This window comes from Halobacteriovorax sp. BALOs_7 (assembly GCF_003612895.1).
Taxonomy (GTDB): Bacteria; Bdellovibrionota; Bacteriovoracia; order Bacteriovoracales; family Bacteriovoracaceae; genus Halobacteriovorax_A; species Halobacteriovorax_A vibrionivorans.
On the sequence record NZ_CP027772.1, the window covers coordinates 2,635,705 to 2,652,586 of the forward strand.

The window sequence follows — 16,882 nt, forward strand, 5'->3', positions numbered from 1 at the left end:
AAATTATTATTTTACTACTTTATCCCACTCTTCAGCGCTGAAGCCACGTAATGTCTTCTTACCCTTTTCAAGTATTGGTCTCTTAATAGCAGATGTATTTTCTATTAGAAGTTTAATCTGTTGTGCTTTAGTTGCCCCTTCAAATTCATCCTTGATCTTTCTAAATGTTGGACCTCTTTTATTTGCAGGTAACTCACCAAAAGCTTCGTCCCATCTTTTTAAATCTTCTTTAGTTGGAGGAGTTTTCTTATAATCAATAAACTCGTAACTTGCACCTTTTGCATCTAAATACTTAAGAGCTTTTTTTACAGTGTCACAATTTTTAATTCCATAAATCTTCATCATAAATCCTTTTTTAAAATAACGACCTGTCGATTAATTATCTCAATACTGGCACCTAATTCTTTTGCGATAAAAGTAAAGACGTCCTCATTAAAGAATCCTACATGAGTCTCATCCCTTAGATACCACCAATTATTAAATTTATCTTTATCTTTATCTTCTGGAAGAAAGTAAGTCATTACACCTAAGAGCCCACCTGGTTTTACAAGACTCCAACATCTTCTAATATCTTCATATGGACTATAGAAGTGCTCCCAAACCTCTGTGGAAGTTACAAAGTCGTAACCTTCTTCAACTAAGAGAGACTTATCATCGGCGTAGTAAATATCATAATCTTTAACATCGTGTCCTAGTTTTGCCATCTCTAAAGACAAAGTCGGGCCAGGGCCACAGCCAAAATCCAATCCTTTTGAAGGACGATGAAGTCTTTCATTTAAAGGTAGAATAAGGCGATTGAGAAAGTCCACATATCCCTGGTCGACACTATCATTATTATGATTGTCATAACGACTTTTTTCAATTTTTGCTTCTAATAATTTATTGCGATCCTTAAAAACATAAGAACAATTAAGGCACTCAAAATAATCATTTTGAATGGCGTGCGCGTAGAGTTGCGTTGAATTATTTAAGCATAGTGGACATGGCATATTGATGTTTTTATTACATCATTAGGTCATTGAAAAGGTTTTTAAGCTGCTTTAGCCTAAACCTTTTGAAGTTTTTCTTCATTGATTTCGTTAGTTTTTCTTGAGAGATTCTATTGATTGCCTGGACAAGCATATGTGGAAGAGCTCCCCCTTCCCCACTTAAGTTAAAAGCGGCTATCGTTACTAAGTCTGGCTTTTTAGTCTTTAATAGGCGAATCGATTGGTAGTGGCCATTCGTTGTATCACAAGCGCTTGGATCACTAACGGCATAATTTGTACGACATACACTTGGTCGATCAAAGTAGACCTTACAAGCACCGTTTTCATCTAAAAAGACACAGCTCCTATCCTGGAAGTCCTGTTCAAACCAAGCTTCAGTACTATCTTTTTTCAAAGACTGCTTAACTAATTTTTCAACATCAATCTTAATTCCGTCTTCTAAAATGCTAATTGCAAGTAAATCAGCTTCATCACGATTTACAGAGACCTGAGTATGACAACATGCTGAACAACCCTTTCGACAAGAGATTAATTCATTCACATCAGCTTCAGCAATTATATCCTGAAGAGACTCATCAATTAATTCGTGGGAAAGTTGGGCACGTTCGGCAGAATCGTAGCGCTTGGCCATTTTCTCATAAGAAGCGATATAGAAACGTCGAAACTCTAATAAGTTAGAGAATTTCTTAAAAGTTGCTAATGCTCTTTGAGGATAATTCAGCTCAACCTCCTGATAAAGCTTAAGAGTCTTAGTAAGAGACTCAAATAAATTATATCGCATCAACAATGAACACGAACCAAGTAGGCAATAATCTCTATTTACAAATAGAACGTATTCACTTTAACTAACACAAAATAAATTACTGGATTTTTCTTCTATACTATCGTAATATTCAAACAATCGTTTGAACTAAACATACGTTTGACTAAAACCTAGGACTTTTATGAATATTTTCAAGTACTTACGCCAAGGATTATTATCTTCGATTTTCCTCGTACTATTAATCAATCAAAGTATCCACGCAGAGACTATTACTGTTAACGAAGAAACATTAGTAAACTGGGCCGGCCAAGAGAACTTTAATCGCTTAAGGATATCTCTTGATGAATTAGCAAAGAAGCAAGAAAGGGCCAAGTATGATGAGAACTTTGGTTTTACTTTTGATGCGGAAGCAAATTATCAAGAAACAAAAGAGCAATCCTTTGTTCAATTTATTCCAGTAAGCTCTCCTGTGGCAGACTTTAAAGCAAAGTTATCAAAGAACTCAAAGTACGGACTTCAGTACGGTGTTGTGATGAATAGTAATCAAGTAACAAATAATCTCTATAAAGATGGGACAACAACATCAGCTGGAGCCTTTTTAGCTTTAGATCTTTATAAGGATTTCCTTGGTTCAACTTCACGAGTACAAGATAAGAGCCTTTTAGTACAAGAAGAAATATCTAAAAGACAAAGATCAATTTCAGAGCATACTTTTATTCAAGAAGTTAGAAAGCTCTACTGGAAGATTGTGGCCAATAATGAATCCACAAAAATTGCACGTGCTCTTTTAAAAACAACAAAGAAACTCGAAAAAGATACAAGAAAGAGATTCCAAAGCAACATTGCTGACAAAGGTGATCTTGCTCGAATTAGCTCACAAGTTGAAGCACGTAATGGGCAACTCTATCTTTTAGAGTTTGAACGAAACGAGTTGATCAAAACTTTAAAGTCACTCTTTCCAGATAAATTAGGTGGTAAAGATCTTAGATTAGCAAATTATAATCTTGATAATACAGTTAATGATGTCATGGCCTGTACTCAGAAAATAGCACAACACATGACTTCCCTTCCTCTTGAATACACACAATACGATGAGATTCTTGGCCTTCTTCAAAAAGATCTAGAACTTTCAAGAGAAGTTAATAAGAATTATGACAAATCAAATCTCAAGCTAATTTCGCAATTTGAAGTTGTTGGGAAAGACTATAGTTATTCAGATAGCTTCAAAAAACTTTCAGATGAAGGAGATAGCCGTTTCTCAGTAGGTCTTCAATGGACAATGCCAATCGGTGGAGAAAAAGATAAAACAAAGGCCATCCAAGACGAAATTATTAGAAGAAGAAACCTAGCTGATTCACAAGAGGTAAAAGGGAAACTAGATGCATTTCATGCTCAAACATTAAGATCAGTTCTAACTCTTCAAAATGTAATTCGTGCACAAAAAAGAAATGCGAAACATCTTAGAGAAACGTTAAAAGATTCTAAGAGAAAATTTAGTCAGGCCCGTCTAACTTCACAAGATCTATTAATTGATGAGAACCAACTCCTAAATTCAAATCTTGATGAAATTAGTACTAAGTACCAAGTAATCGAAACAATTATTAATTATTTTACAGTTTTTAATCAAACTCCATGTAAGTTAAACAAAAGAGCACAACTATGAGTCTTGTATCAAAATTCTTTATAGAGAATCATAAATTTACAATCGTTGTTACCTTCTTCCTCTTAATCTATGGATTAATGGGACTAAATAAAATGACGGCCGAATCTTATCCGACAGTTTCCTTTGCAACTGCTGTTGTGACAACAGTTTATGATGGTGCATCGGCAAATGACATAGAGATTAAGATCACAAAACCGATTGAAGATGAAATCAGAACTGTCTCAGGAGTAAAGGACGTTAAGTCAACTTCACAGGCAGGGCTATCTAAAATTGTAATACGTGTTGATATGGATAATGTTGATAGCGTCGATGACGTTATGAGCGATTTACAAAAGGCGGTTGATCGAGTTTCAGACTTACCGACAGATCTTCAAGATGCTCCTCTCTTTCAAGAAGTTAATTCAGAAGAGATTCCAGTATATCAAATTGCACTTGTTGGACCTAATAATATACGAGAAAGAGATGCACTGGCTGATGTTCTTAAAGAAGATATTGAAGATATCAAGGCCGTTAAAGGTGTTACTCTTGATGGATTTTCTAAAAGAAGATTTGAAATTATTCTAGACCTTAAGAAATTAAACCAAATGCATATTGGAATTGATGAAGTTTTAAATAAGTTAAGACTTCGAAATGTTAATATTCCAGGTGGGACACTTAAATCAGAAGATGATCAAAAGCTTGTTCGTATTGAAGCGAAAGTTCAAAACGTGGAGCAACTTCGTAATATTTTAATTCGCTCTAACTTCTCTGGTTCAAATATCTTCCTAAAAGATGTGGCAAAAGTTGTTGATGGTAAAGAAGAGAGAAAAGTTATTACTTCTTATAATGGAGAAGAAGCTACTTTAATTACAATCTCTAAAAAAGCTGGTGAAGACACAATTCAAATGGTTGAAAAGATCAAAGAACATATGAAGGAATTTGAAAAGAGATATCCTGAATATAAGTTCTACGTTTATAACAACGAAGAGATTAAAGTTGTAAATAAATTAGAAGTACTTGCTTCTAACGCAATTTCTGGTTTATTGCTGGTCGTTTTCTTCCTCTTTATCTTTTTACCAGGAAGAATTGGTTTACTCGCTAGTTTCTCTCTTCCTCTAGCGGTATTTGGTACGCTCGGATTTATGCCTGACTATGGCCTAACGTTAAACGCTATGACTATTCTAGCTCTCGTTATTGCCCTTGGTATGCTTGTTGATAATAGTGTTGTTATCAGTGAGAACTTTACAAGATTGATGACTGAAGAAGGATATAGTGCAAAAGATGCAGCCCTAAAGAGTGTTAAGTCACTATGGCTTCCTATTACAGGGACGGCCATGACGACAATTGCGGCCTTCCTGCCAATGCTTGTTACAAAAGGAATCATGGGACAATTTATTAAGGCAATCCCTATTATTGTTACCGCTTCTTTAATACTTTCTTTAATCGAGTCTTTTTTCTTACTTCCAATGAGACTTGCAAAATACTCAGGTTCAGCAAAGAAGACAGGTAAAGAAAAGAAAGCTGATTGGTTTGCAAAGTTTCAATCAAAATTTGAAAGCTTAATGACTGTTGCAGTTAGACACCGTTATATTTCGGTATTCTTCTTCACTTCAGTTATTATCGGTTCATTAGTCTTCATGGCAGTTGGTAATAAGTTTATTCTCTTCCCTGCGGATCAAACTGAAATCTACCTAGTTCGCTATGAAGCCAAAAGAGGAACTCCAGTTGAGCAAACTGAAGAATATATGCTTACAATAAGCAAAAAAATTAAAGAAAAGATTGGTGAGCAGGCCAAGCATATTGTTGGTTTTGCAGGAAAAGCTTCAGTTGGATTTTCAGACCCAAAGGATAAAGAGGGAAATAACGTTGGTCTAATCTTTGTCTATGTGAATGACTATGCCAAATTTAATATTGCTGAAACAGTAATGTTAAAGAAGTTACGTGAAATCAAGATGCCAGAATTAAAATCTCTAACTTTTGAATCTCAAGTAAATGGACCTCCTGTAGGTGAAGATATCCAAGGAACTTTCAGATCTAATAGTTTTGAACAGCTTGATAAAATCATTGGAGAAATCTCTAATGAACTCGGCCAAATCAATGGTGTCCTAGATCTTAAAACTGATGATGTATTTGGTGATGAAGAAGTTTACGTTGATATTGACTATGTAAAAGCTGATCAATTAGGTGTAACAGCATCTCAAATTGGTAATGCAGTTAGGTCGGCCGTCGCAGGAAGTATTGCAAGTACAGTAACTCTTGATAATAAAGATGTTGATCTTGAAGTAAGATTTAAGAAGGCCCTTCGCGGAAAACCAAGTGATATCTTAAATATCAAAGTTATGGATAACCGTGGAAATCTCATTCCTCTAAGCTCTGTTGCAAAAGTGAGAAAAGAAGAAGGGACACCAAATGTTAAGAGGTATGACTTTAAACGAGCAAAAACGCTTATTGGTTCTGTTGATAATATAAATACAACATCAGCTGCTGCAAACTCTAAATTAAAAGAGATCTTTGAAAGAGTATCTTCAAAATATCCTGGGGTATCACTACGTTTTGGTGGTGCTGCAGAAAGTACAGCGGAGTCTCTACAGTCACTTGCTGAAGCTGGTGTACTAGCAATTATTGCGATTTTTGCGATCTTAGTATTCTTATTTAAGAGTTTTTTAAGGCCAATGATCATTATGATGACAATACCACTAGGCTTTATTGGTTTTTCAATTGCTTTTGCAACACCAATTCTAAGTGGTTACCCTGATAGATCACGACCAATTAGCTTCCTGGCCCTTATTGGTATTATTGGACTTGCTGGTATTATTGTAAATTCAGGGATTGTTCTAATTAGTTTCATTGACGAGCTAAGACAAGAAGGTAAATTGAGTCTCGATGAAATTCTTGTTAAGGCCTCTGGACTAAGGCTAAGAGCAGTACTTGTAACTTCACTTACAACTGTTTCAGGTCTATTACCGACGGCTTACGGAATCGGTGGTTCTGATGCGATGCTTGTGCCAATGACAATGTCGATGGCATGGGGTCTTACTTCAGGAACGATAATGACTCTAATCTTCATTCCTTGTGCATATGCAATTATTGAAGATGTCACAATATTTGGAAAAAGGATTAAAAATAAACTATTCAAAAAAGAAGAAGGCGAAGTCGAATCAGAAGAAGAAATAACAACAGATGTAACCGCTGAAAAGGTTGAGGTATAAAATGACTATTTCAACTAAAGAAACCATATTAAAAGTTGCAAGTCAGTTATTTGCAGACAGTGGCTACGATAATACTTCTGTTCGTGATATTGCAAAAGGAGCAGACGTAAATATATCTGCTATTAACTACCACTTTAAATCTAAGGTAGGTCTTTTTGCTGAGGTGTTAAATCACAATATTGAAACCTTAAGGTCTCAATTCACAGAACTCTACTCTATTGCAACATCAACTGAAGATTGTGCTGTTAGAATCTACTCACACTTTGAAAAAGAAAGTAATACTTTCTATAATTCAATGAAAATGTTTCTAGTAAATAATCTTCCCTTAGAAGAAGATATTATTCCTAAATCATGTTCAGGTGAACAAAAAGGTCCTCCAGGAACAGAGATTCTCATGGAGATGATTAGGAAAGAGATCGACTTCAAGGGAGAAGAGACCCTTCTTCTATGGGCCGCTAGAAATATTATGCACAATATAATCATTATCTCTTTAGTTTCTCAGTCTTCTTTTGTGAAGATGATGAATAAAGAGGTTGCTAACTTCTCAGAAGAGGAAAAAATTGAGTCTATCCGAAGAAATGTGCGTTCAACTTTAAATTTTATCAGATAAATCCGATCAGACACATAGAATAAGGAATTTTCTATGTGTCGATTATTTGGATTTAGATCAGTAATATTAAGTCAAGTTCACCAAAGTCTAGTTCAGGCCGATAATGCCCTTGAAGTGCAAAGTCGTGAACATCCACACGGCTGGGGAGTCGCATACTATGTTAGAAACTCTCCACATATTATCAAATCCACATCTGCTGCCTTGGAAGATAAGATCTTTAAAAAGGTATCTGGCGTCGTTTCTTCACAAACAGTATTAGGTCACATAAGAAAGGCAACTATTGGGGAAACCAATATTCTAAACACTCACCCATTTCAATATGGACACTGGACTTTTGCCCATAACGGAAATATTAAAAACTTTGATAAGCACAGAGAAAAAATTATTGAACATATCCCTGAGTATTTTCAAAAGTTTATTCTAGGAACCACAGATAGTGAAACCCTATTCTATTTCTTACTTAGTAAGGTCTCAAAAGATATAAACTTAAGCGCTGAAGAAATAAATATCGAAGAGTTTACAAATATTATTAACGAAGCAATTAATGAGCTAATAGAGATTGTTGGTGATTTAAATTTTGATGAAGATGCTCCACCGACAGAAAACTTCGTTTCATTCATTATTACGAATGGGAACCTAATGTTAGCATTTAACGGTGGAAAGAAACTCTACTACTCAACATACAAGAATAAATGTCTTGATCGCGATACTTGTAGTAGTTACTCTCCAGAATGTGAAGCACCAACTAAAACAGGCTTTGTTAATCACTTAATTTTTTCAAGTGAACCACTCTCTGGTGATAATATTTGGATTGATCTAGGGCCTAAGGAAATTCTAGGTATCGATTATAAAATGAAGATTTTTAAAAAGACATTAGACTAAGATAGGTACTTATAATACTTATCCATCTTATAAATTTTCATACGACATAAAGAAAAGTCATATAGTACCGTTTCAAGTAACTCAGGATCAAGTCGAGACTCTTTAAATGAATCCCAGAGAGCTTTATACTCAGAAGAACTGATCTCTTCATCTGCAAAGATAATATGACAGATCGCTAAATACTTAAGCTTTGAGTCCTCTTTCTTAATCCCTTTAAAAACTCTCTCAATATACTTTTGATTTAAATACTCATTAATCTTATTTAGATCATAACGGTCATTTAAGACAAGGTTTATAATTAAAAGAATTTCTTCTTCAACAACTTTTCCTGCAACAATCTCATCGATATCTTTTATTACATCTTTTTCTCTACCATCTTTGAAAAAGTCAGCAAGTACATCGATTCTCTTCTGATCAAGAGATAAGAAGTGTTTTGCAAAGGTTAGAAATAACATATTTGTCATATCAAATAATGGTCCTTTGCTACCGGAAATTGTTTTGATGAATTTATAATTATCTTTGAATACTTTAGGTGATTGAATCAAAATGCTATGTAACCAAAAAGCTTGCTCAATTGTTTTGATTTCAAAGCCCTTATAATGACTTAAGAACCAATCCTCTTCTTTCTGAGAGATTTCGCCATCTGCAAGTAGAATTATGAGAGATAAGAATGGCGCAATTGTCTCCCACTCATCATCATGAAATTCACCTAGATGCATCTTCTTAATAACAGACTTCATAGCGGCCAATTCTTTTCTATCAACGTTACCATCTGATTTAATTGCAGCGATAACTTCTTGAGAAAGCTTCTTGATTTCTTCTTCAGAGTAAGCATTTACTGCTAATACATTTTTAATATCAAAAGAATGAATTGGTATATTTGGCATATGATCACATATCGATCTTAATAAGTTTCTTAAATACGAAAACTCAGACTCATCTAAAACCCCATCATTTGAATATGAGATCATTAACGAAAATAAAAGAGCATTTGAATAGTCTCTTAATCCTGATTTTCTAAAATACTGTATTTTATAGAAAGTATCCTTAAGTTTTTCAAAGTCCTTATCTTTTATCTCTAATGATACAAAGGCTTCATGCAATACTTTTGGAGCTTTGGAGTTTTTAAGCTTAACTGCGAAAATTTCAAATAAGCGACTAAAGAGCTGAAGTTTTTCCTCGTAATCACAAATTGAATTTAGATACTTAAATGAGCTTTTCCAGCGATCAAAGAAGTTTTGAGACTTATCAAGCTCATCAACTTTCTTCTCTACTTCATTATATGATAAGAAAACCCATGAATAGAAATATGCAAAGAAGTTCTTTCTAAGAACCTTATTGATGTGCAAGTCCTCACAAACTTCATGACACATTAATATGATTGCATCTTCCTTTCTCAACGCGACCTTCTTTTCTTATTATTAAAAATCTTTATCTTTGGTACATAAGTATAACATGCTCCTAGATAAAATGAGCATATGATAAAATATATCCAGATCATAGCGACTAAAAGGTTATAAAAGCTCCCATAGTCCTGAATTAGATCTTCTTTAAAATAACGTAAATATATCCAATAAGTAGATTTTCCGGCAAAGAAGCACATCATAAAAACAGCTGCACCACATAGAGCATCTTTGTAGCTAACCTTAATTTGGGTAGAGAATTTGTAAACTAATCCAAAGGTTAAGATTGTAAATGGCAGTATAGAGAGCTCAATAATATAATAAAACGTACTTGCATGTTGTGTTACTTCACTTAATAAGCCTACAACGAGGTTTTTCTCATTTAAGAATGCTAGGGCCAAAAAGAATAGGGCCAAGAAAATACCAAAGAAAGCTGAGCGTAAATCATCCTGAATCATTCCACCATCGATATCAACTTTTGATAATGTATTGATACCAAAAATAAATGAAGTGCTGATACCAAGACAAGCAAAGAACCATAATACGAGCTGATGCCAATCGACATACGGACTTCTAATCTGTTCTTCGACAACCTCTCTTACAGCGCTTAAGATCGAACTATCAACCTGTGGAAAGTTAGAAAAAATCATTGATATGATATGATTTTTAGCGACATCGTTATCATTTAAGAAAGCACCAACGATTGATATTAAAATCATCACAGCTGGCCCGAAGCTTAAGATGGTGAAAAAAGTCGTAGCTCCAGAAACGACCTCCCCCTTTCTCTTTTTAAAAAGAAATATTGAGGCAATGAATCGCATTGTAAAAGACTTACAAAAATCTAAAAAGTCCTTTTCGATCTTATCCGGATCGACTCGAACTGATGTAACATATTTCTTTAACTGATTCACTTCTTAAGTTCCCCTTTCAAACTTAATCAACACATTATCCGACCAAGGGACTCGGCTTCTTTGCTTTCATATAGTTAATCATCGGAATTTTGCGAATATATCTTAGGCGATGTTCATTATTTTCTAAGCAATATTAGTAATTTGTGAACTTAATCGGCTCAATTATTGAATCTTTCTAAAAACCAGAGAGGCCAAGATTACCACCTCAAACTCTCTTCTATAAAATGATAAAATAATTGTGTGGATTCAACCACTTCTAGGACGGAGATAAAATGAATAAATTAGTATTGGCCATTTCACTTTTATATCTTTCATCACAATTCTCTTTCGCAAGAAAGCCAGCGGTAGAAGATACATTTGAATCTTCAATTGAAGAATATAAGGAAGTTGAACCGTCTAAGGCCAAAGGTTATGATTTTTCTCCAGCTAGAAAGCCTTCTGGCCAAAAAGAAGAAAGAACACATAACTCAGATCTTTTAAAAGTTGAATCATATACAGAATCAAAAACTTCAGAGAATCTACTCTATCTATTCTTTATTCTCTTACCAGTATTTGTTAGTGCATATACGTTCTTTAGAGCTAATAAGGACTCGTATGCAGATAAGCTTAAGACTGATGCACATGCACCAGATAAGTCGAATGTAACAAGTTTAGCTGATAAAAGAGAAGAACAAGAAAAAGAAGATATTAAAAAGGCGTCATAAGTTACGCCATTTAACTCCCTTTATATGTGAAAAATACTTGTGAACAGAGCCACTAGATATAATTAAATCTAGCTGACCATCGCTATTAACATCTTTAAAATTTACATGATGTGCTCTCTTATAATGACCAAAGTTATCGGTATTTTCAGTCCAAATTTTTCCTAGCTCTTTTATTTCTAGGTTTTTAAGACTTCCATTTTCAACAACCATCGCCCAAAGAGATGAAGAGCCGTATTTATCAATATAGCTAGTCTTTCCATCATATAAGTAAAAAAGAATCGCCATTTTATCATTATTAATTTTTCGACGTCTTATACGATATATATACGAATCAAAACCAGAAATTGGAAATTTATAATTAAATATCTGCTCACGATTTATATTATAAATTGTAAGATGTGGTATCCCATCCACTATCTTAGTGCCAATATATTCTCTTCGAAAATCACCATTGAGATCAATTTGATAAAGAGCTGACTTCTTAACGTAATGGTCCTTATCTTTTGAAACCTCTTTTTTCTCATTCTTTGCATCATAATATTCTTTAAACAACCAAGCATCTTGTGCGTTGACTGACACAAGTGGTAATAAAGCTGAAAATGCGAGAATTCTTTTTATCGACAACATATGTCAATTATAGCAACTCCCATAAATGAAACAATACTATCCATATTATTCCCCTATTCTAGTTAAATCTTGAGCAGATAAGGCCACAAAGGGCCTCTCGACATTGACGTATCGCAAGTAAATTCGCTAATATCTTTGAATACAACGACAGAGAGAGGACTTAATGCAACGCCAAATTGGTTTCATCAAGAATCAGAATCAAATCATTATTAGACAACTTGGAAACACTTCAAAGAGTAAAGTTGTGGATTTCGATGAGTTATCAAATGAAAAATTTGACTGCATTTTCTACAATCCTGAGCAACTTGAAGAAGAAAGTATACATAATTTCCTAACTAAAGAATCTAAGCACACTCCTGTGCAAGAGACACAAAACTTCTTTAACGGGCCAGATCAATTTGAATCAGAATCAAATGAAAGTCTTGCTCAACTCTTTGAGAAGGTATCTGGAAACTGGGTACTACAAAATAATATTGTTCTTCTGGATGAATTATTTGAAGTCGTTGATCATCTAAAAGCTCTTTGGCCAAATGATCGAACTGCATTCTTTGAAGAACTATGGCATATTTTCAAAGTGAATCTTGGAGCAAGTAAGCTTAAGTTTATTTATAATGATATTGAAAACGCATCAAAGAATAATGACAAAAAAGTCCTGGTTCATATAACAATTGATGGAGAGCGAGTACCAAATCCAACAAAGGGAAAAGAATTCGAAGAGAAGCTTATGAAGCACTTTGAATCAGAATTCGTTAATCCTTTTCAAATTGTTGAATACGATGAGAATAAAGGTCAGCTAACTATTTGTGGGAATATCTACAAAAGCCCATTCTTGGTTATGGCAAATATCTCTTCTATTTCGAAGTTACAAGAATCAATTCTAGCCACATTAATTAAAGCAATTTCAAGATAATAAAAATGGCCCGATAACGGGCCATCTTCTATTTAATAATCTCACGTATAGGTCACTCCCAATTTCTTGGGTAGCACAGCAGAAAACCATTATAGTAATTTACATAGATCAACAACTTTTGAGTTAGAGATCTCAAACTTCACACGATAAGGAACAGAGCTTTTAGCACTTTCAACTGTAACTTCATATTCCTTAGGGACACTATCCCCTTGTGCATTTATCCCAGTAGCAAGTGGAATTCCTGGAACAAAGCGAATTGGAAGCTTCTCTTCTCGTTGTTCACCGAATAATTCAAAGCTAACTTTTCCTACTAAACAAGCTGAACTCGTTTGTAGATATCCATAGTATGCAATCGGCATAGACTCGACCTTTATACTTCGAGACTCACCTTCTTGAAGACTAATATCGTGGATAATGAAGTGCTCTCTTCCACTCTTTTCTACTCTAATCGTCATCAATTCGTTAGTTGATAACTTAATGCGATTTAGAACATCAACTTCTTTTTGTTCACCATTAATATAGAGCTTATCTTTATTTCTATTAAAGTTCTTTAAAGTTAACGTAGATTTCACACTACTTGTTGGCTCTCTCTTTGAGCCCTTTTTTGCGACCTCGGCCTGCTTTGTATTCTCAACTGGCTTATCACCTAAGAAAGGGATCTGGTCTTTAGCAAAATAAACACCAACAGCAAGAGCAGCGATCGAAGCAACGTGAATTAAATAAGACTTTTTCTTCTTAACTGGTTTTTTCTTCTTTTTGATACGTTTAATTTTCGTACCAGCGCTGGTTTTATTGGATTTAATATCAATTGTATTAATTTTTGTTTTAGACGTTTTAGAGGCTAAATCAAGCTTAGGCATTGAACCTTCAACTTGAATATCTGTCTGCTCATCAATATCTAACTCAAAGAGAGCTTCTTTTTGCTTTCTCTTTTTAGCAGAATTATTCTGAGGGCCACTCGATTGAGAAGGTGCTCCACCTTCACTCTCTGCCTTATAATCTTTGATATATGGACCTAAATCGATCTGTCCAAATTCAAACATTCTTTCACGATCTGTCTTAATCTCATCCTTAAATAACTCTTTTGCAAAATATGATAAATCTGAAGAGTTGAAATCAGGATATGTTGAGTATAGAAATTTATTTAATGCCCTAGCAAACTCCTCTAGAGATTGATAACGCTTGCTACGATCTTTATGTAGGGCCTTAAGAATGATTTTATCAAGTTCTTTTGGAACCATCGGATTAATAGATGATGGAACTGGAATCTTACACTCTTGAATCTTTTTAAGTACTGCTAAGTCATTTGAAGCTTTGAAAAGCTTTCTAGAGCAAAGCATTTCCCAAAGTGTAATAGCAGTTGCAAATAAGTCATATCTTGGATCAAGATCTAATCCATCTAAATACTCTGGTGCTAAATATGAAAGTTTACCTTTAATAGTTCCGGCTTGAGTTGCTTCAGAGTTTGTTTCAGACTTTGCAATACCAAAGTCGATAACTTTAACAGATCCATCAAAAGTTAGCATGATATTATGAGGAGAAATATCACGGTGGATAATATTAGCAGGCTTACCTGTTAGTTTATCAGTGAATGTATGAGCGTAGTGGAGCCCTTGAGCTGCTTGAATCGTAATGAAAACTGAAATTTCAACAGGAAAGACGTAATTGTGTTCTTTAAGCTTATCAATATACTGCTTTAAGTTACGTCCATCACAATATTCCATTGCTACGAATAACTGATTATTATGAAAACCATAATCGTAAGTCTGTACAATATTAGGATGTAGAAGACCAAAGGTCGTCTTAATCTCATCCATAAACATTTGTTGAAATGCCTCATCAGAAGAGAATTGTGGTTGGACCATTTTAATCGCAACGATTTTATCGGCCTGTTCACCAAGGAATCTTGCACGACAAATTTTTGCCATTCCACCATCAACTAGATGATCTAGAATTAGGTAGCGGCCAAATCTTTCAAATTTCTTTTCTTCACTCATTACTAAAGCTCCTCAACAATTTATCGGAACTTTAATAGTTTAACTTTAGAGAAGAAATTAACTAAAAATGTAAAATTCTTGTTCTGTAATTAGGAAAACTAATCTCTAAGTCACCGATATCACGAGATGCACAAAGAGTTTTTGTTTTATAGAGGGCCAAGAAAAATTTATTGTAGTCAGGATGATTTGTCAGGGCCGAATCAAAGTCATTTGTTACGATGTCTGTTAAGTCATCTGAAAGGATTTGATTATAGAACATTGAATGTGAGATGCGATCTGAATCTAGGCTAAAGTCGATCATGATATAAACAGCATGACACTTCTTTAATCTTCTCGATTCACTTTCAGAAAACCACTTCCAAAACTTTGAATCCTGGTCAATTTTGGCGAGGAAAACGTCATACATTAAATTTAAATCTGAATACCAAGAAATACGCTGAAACTTAAGAGAGTCTCTCCAAGGCTCACCACCGGCAGTTCCACCCTTGATGTAGGCATCCCCTTTCTTAACGAAATTCTTTGTCATATTACCGCATGAAAAAAGCAGAGCAATTAATATCAGATTTAAAAATTTAATTTTCATATAACCAATTATAAGTTTCTTTAAAAATAATGTCTTGTTTTTTTATCATTTTAATTGAATTCATCTCTGGAACCTCCACTTCATCGTGGAATTCGCTCATTAATGTCTCAAATATAATACTATTTCGATCACTGCTAAAAATAAGATTTCGACATTTCATAAAGTAAATGTCTAATTGTACTTTCTTTAATAGCTTATTTAACGTGATTAACGACTTTTTTGTAATAAATCCATTTGCTGTTAAGTCACTACTTTGTTTGCGTAAATTCAGCTGAAGTTTAGAAATTGGAAGCGGTATGCTCTTGAATAAATCAGTTGAAAATTTCTTATCTAACTCAACTCTTAAGCGTGGATTGATAAATATATTTCCTGCAACATTTTCAAATAAAGTTGCATAATACAAGGCCACTAATGCTCCCTGATTAATTGATAAAGTATAAACTTCTTCAGACTGAGCAATCTGACTAGATGTGTGTAATTCTGTTAAGAAGCCTTTAATTTGCTCGATACTTTCAAAATGTCCACGTGTACCAGAACTTAATCCATGCCCAAGGTAATCGAATGTAACGACATTAATTCCTTCATCATTCATTAATGGAATTAGATTTTCAAAAGTATAATGGCCACCACCAATATCGTGAAAGAGAATGATATTTTTTTTCGATTTATTATTACGAGGCTCTTTAGTCGCGTAATATTCTCGAATATAAATCGAACTCTTCATAAAGGATTAGCCTACATACTTTTGAATCGAATCTTCAGCTTCATCTGAAAGATTAACAAATCGTAAAGCAAAGCCTTGATTATCTCTTAAATGTCTTACAACTAGTCCTGAAGCAACAAAGTGGTAATTTGAATTTTCTGGATGCACATTTAAAGTAATTTCATCACCAACATTAAACGGAAAATTAGAGACAAGAACTTGCATTCCACCAACTGAAATATCGCGGCAAACACCTTCAAATACTTGTTGAGAATCATGAAAGAACATTCTGGCAACAAATGGTTTACGACGGCTTTCTCTTCTTTCATCATCACTTTCAGTAATTAAAGGAGGTGCTTTACCAAAGATTTTTTTTGCAATTGGAGTATTTGCAATATAAGACCATTCGTTTTCACCAGGAATATAAGCAAGAGTTTTTTCATTAATACGATTTTGCTGATAGGCCCTTTGAAGATCAATTATACTAAATGGGCCATATTCGACTTCTTCATCAACGCCACGGTCTTGGCCAATTTTAATTGTAATAATCTTTTCGTCTTCTTTCAGATCATCCCAACTATAAAGCACGACATTTTGATCATCAATGACTGGCGGCATATCTAATTCTGGAGGTAGCGCATCTTCTACTTTTTCATTCAAAAGATAACCAAGCTCAGTTGCTTCTGAGATATGCTTCCAATTATCATAACCTTTTGTCCAAACATAACTTTCAGCATTAAGCTTTCCACTATTGAAAAGGTTTTCAATTTCGCTATTTTCAACGGGGCCTACCCTCTCACCTTTTTCAACGTAATACCATTGCGCCATTTAAATCTCCATTTTATTAGACTTTTCTATTTTAACCTCTTGATATCATTAACTAAATTCATGACAAATATTGCCGTTTTCCCACCATTAAATGCTTTTGAATACTTAAGTAAAAGGGGCC

Annotated in this window: 16 protein-coding genes; 6 read left to right on the forward strand and 10 right to left on the reverse strand. The window is 34.2% G+C overall.

Features of this window, described 5'->3' with window-relative positions; genetic code table 11:
• Nucleotides 1–6: 6 nt before the first annotated feature.
• The 3 genes from BALOs_RS12580 to BALOs_RS12590 are packed head-to-tail and all read right to left on the reverse strand — an operon-like array spanning nt 7 to nt 1,770.
• On the reverse strand, nt 7–345 hold the full coding sequence (locus BALOs_RS12580) for an arsenate reductase family protein (RefSeq protein WP_205570958.1): 339 nt from the start codon (nt 343–345) through the stop codon (nt 7–9).
• Nucleotides 342–989 (reverse strand): class I SAM-dependent methyltransferase, encoded by a 648-nt coding sequence (locus BALOs_RS12585; RefSeq protein ID WP_120405356.1) that lies wholly within the window; start codon nt 987–989, stop codon nt 342–344. The genes BALOs_RS12580 and BALOs_RS12585 overlap by 4 nt, the downstream gene beginning before the upstream one ends.
• Nucleotides 990–1,002: 13 nt before the next feature.
• Nucleotides 1,003–1,770 carry a YkgJ family cysteine cluster protein gene (locus BALOs_RS12590; protein WP_120405357.1) on the reverse strand — a complete coding sequence of 256 codons (768 nt, stop codon included), beginning with the start codon at nt 1,768–1,770 and terminating at the stop codon, nt 1,003–1,005.
• A 163-nt stretch (nt 1,771–1,933) separates the two neighbouring features.
• Here BALOs_RS12590 and BALOs_RS12595 point away from each other — a divergent pair, with 163 nt between their 5' ends.
• The 4 genes from BALOs_RS12595 to BALOs_RS12610 are packed head-to-tail and all read left to right on the forward strand — an operon-like array spanning nt 1,934 to nt 8,095.
• Complete coding sequence (locus BALOs_RS12595; RefSeq protein ID WP_120405358.1) at nt 1,934–3,415, forward strand: TolC family protein; 1,482 nt, start codon at nt 1,934–1,936, stop codon at nt 3,413–3,415.
• The gene (locus BALOs_RS12600) at nt 3,412–6,603 is read left to right on the forward strand and encodes an efflux RND transporter permease subunit (protein ID WP_120405359.1); all 3,192 of its coding nucleotides are present in this window, start codon (nt 3,412–3,414) and stop codon (nt 6,601–6,603) included. The genes BALOs_RS12595 and BALOs_RS12600 overlap by 4 nt, the downstream gene beginning before the upstream one ends.
• Before the next feature lies 1 nt (nt 6,604).
• Nucleotides 6,605–7,213: a TetR/AcrR family transcriptional regulator gene (locus BALOs_RS12605; RefSeq protein ID WP_120405360.1), complete on the forward strand. Its 609-nt coding sequence runs from the start codon at nt 6,605–6,607 to the stop codon at nt 7,211–7,213.
• A 33-nt stretch (nt 7,214–7,246) separates the two neighbouring features.
• Complete coding sequence (locus BALOs_RS12610) at nt 7,247–8,095, forward strand: class II glutamine amidotransferase (protein WP_120405361.1); 849 nt, start codon at nt 7,247–7,249, stop codon at nt 8,093–8,095.
• Here the strand turns inward: BALOs_RS12610 and BALOs_RS12615 are convergent.
• Complete coding sequence (locus BALOs_RS12615; RefSeq protein WP_120405362.1) at nt 8,092–9,495, reverse strand: hypothetical protein; 1,404 nt, start codon at nt 9,493–9,495, stop codon at nt 8,092–8,094. The two genes, BALOs_RS12610 and BALOs_RS12615, sit on opposite strands and share 4 nt — an antisense overlap.
• The gene (locus tag BALOs_RS12620; protein ID WP_114705560.1) at nt 9,492–10,409 is read right to left on the reverse strand and encodes a YihY/virulence factor BrkB family protein; all 918 of its coding nucleotides are present in this window, start codon (nt 10,407–10,409) and stop codon (nt 9,492–9,494) included. Before BALOs_RS12620 ends, BALOs_RS12615 begins: the two co-directional genes overlap by 4 nt.
• 272 nt (nt 10,410–10,681) lie before the next feature.
• Here BALOs_RS12620 and BALOs_RS12625 point away from each other — a divergent pair, with 272 nt between their 5' ends.
• Nucleotides 10,682–11,113 (forward strand): hypothetical protein, encoded by a 432-nt coding sequence (locus BALOs_RS12625; protein WP_114705561.1) that lies wholly within the window; start codon nt 10,682–10,684, stop codon nt 11,111–11,113.
• Here BALOs_RS12625 and BALOs_RS12630 read toward each other — a convergent pair.
• Complete coding sequence (locus BALOs_RS12630; protein WP_120405363.1) at nt 11,108–11,740, reverse strand: hypothetical protein; 633 nt, start codon at nt 11,738–11,740, stop codon at nt 11,108–11,110. The two genes, BALOs_RS12625 and BALOs_RS12630, sit on opposite strands and share 6 nt — an antisense overlap.
• Before the next feature lie 163 nt (nt 11,741–11,903).
• Between BALOs_RS12630 and BALOs_RS12635 the strand changes: the two genes are divergently transcribed.
• Nucleotides 11,904–12,650 carry a hypothetical protein gene (locus BALOs_RS12635; RefSeq protein WP_120405364.1) on the forward strand — a complete coding sequence of 249 codons (747 nt, stop codon included), beginning with the start codon at nt 11,904–11,906 and terminating at the stop codon, nt 12,648–12,650.
• Nucleotides 12,651–12,739: 89 nt separating this feature from the next.
• Here the strand turns inward: BALOs_RS12635 and BALOs_RS12640 are convergent, their stop codons facing one another.
• The 4 genes from BALOs_RS12640 to BALOs_RS12655 all read right to left on the reverse strand — a co-directional run bounded on the left by BALOs_RS12640 (nt 12,740) and on the right by BALOs_RS12655 (nt 16,761).
• Nucleotides 12,740–14,647, reverse strand: a complete 1,908-nt coding sequence (locus BALOs_RS12640) for a serine/threonine-protein kinase (protein WP_120405365.1) — start codon at nt 14,645–14,647, stop codon at nt 12,740–12,742.
• Between the two features lie 61 nt (nt 14,648–14,708).
• On the reverse strand, nt 14,709–15,173 hold the full coding sequence (locus BALOs_RS12645; RefSeq protein ID WP_162929686.1) for a hypothetical protein: 465 nt from the start codon (nt 15,171–15,173) through the stop codon (nt 14,709–14,711).
• Nucleotides 15,174–15,219: 46 nt separating this feature from the next.
• Entirely contained in the window at nt 15,220–15,954 is a 735-nt protein-coding gene (locus BALOs_RS12650) for an alpha/beta fold hydrolase (protein WP_114705566.1), read from the reverse strand.
• 6 nt (nt 15,955–15,960) lie between these two features.
• Entirely contained in the window at nt 15,961–16,761 is an 801-nt protein-coding gene (locus tag BALOs_RS12655) for a GYF domain-containing protein (RefSeq protein ID WP_120405367.1), read from the reverse strand.
• Nucleotides 16,762–16,882: the final 121 nt, after the last annotated feature.

Coding starts and splice junctions, on each gene's coding strand:
- BALOs_RS12580 (WP_205570958.1), bottom strand. CDS start 345: ATGATGAAGATTTATGGAATTAAAAATTGTGACACTGTAAAAAAAGCT.
- BALOs_RS12585 (WP_120405356.1), bottom strand. CDS start 989: ATGCCATGTCCACTATGCTTAAATAATTCAACGCAACTCTACGCGCAC.
- BALOs_RS12590 (WP_120405357.1), bottom strand. CDS start 1,770: ATGCGATATAATTTATTTGAGTCTCTTACTAAGACTCTTAAGCTTTAT.
- BALOs_RS12595 (WP_120405358.1), top strand. CDS start 1,934: ATGAATATTTTCAAGTACTTACGCCAAGGATTATTATCTTCGATTTTC.
- BALOs_RS12600 (WP_120405359.1), top strand. CDS start 3,412: ATGAGTCTTGTATCAAAATTCTTTATAGAGAATCATAAATTTACAATC.
- BALOs_RS12605 (WP_120405360.1), top strand. CDS start 6,605: ATGACTATTTCAACTAAAGAAACCATATTAAAAGTTGCAAGTCAGTTA.
- BALOs_RS12610 (WP_120405361.1), top strand. CDS start 7,247: ATGTGTCGATTATTTGGATTTAGATCAGTAATATTAAGTCAAGTTCAC.
- BALOs_RS12625 (WP_114705561.1), top strand. CDS start 10,682: ATGAATAAATTAGTATTGGCCATTTCACTTTTATATCTTTCATCACAA.
- BALOs_RS12630 (WP_120405363.1), bottom strand. CDS start 11,740: ATGTTGTCGATAAAAAGAATTCTCGCATTTTCAGCTTTATTACCACTT.
- BALOs_RS12635 (WP_120405364.1), top strand. CDS start 11,904: ATGCAACGCCAAATTGGTTTCATCAAGAATCAGAATCAAATCATTATT.
- BALOs_RS12640 (WP_120405365.1), bottom strand. CDS start 14,647: ATGAGTGAAGAAAAGAAATTTGAAAGATTTGGCCGCTACCTAATTCTA.
- BALOs_RS12645 (WP_162929686.1), bottom strand. CDS start 15,173: ATGACAAAGAATTTCGTTAAGAAAGGGGATGCCTACATCAAGGGTGGA.
- BALOs_RS12650 (WP_114705566.1), bottom strand. CDS start 15,954: ATGAAGAGTTCGATTTATATTCGAGAATATTACGCGACTAAAGAGCCT.
- BALOs_RS12655 (WP_120405367.1), bottom strand. CDS start 16,761: ATGGCGCAATGGTATTACGTTGAAAAAGGTGAGAGGGTAGGCCCCGTT.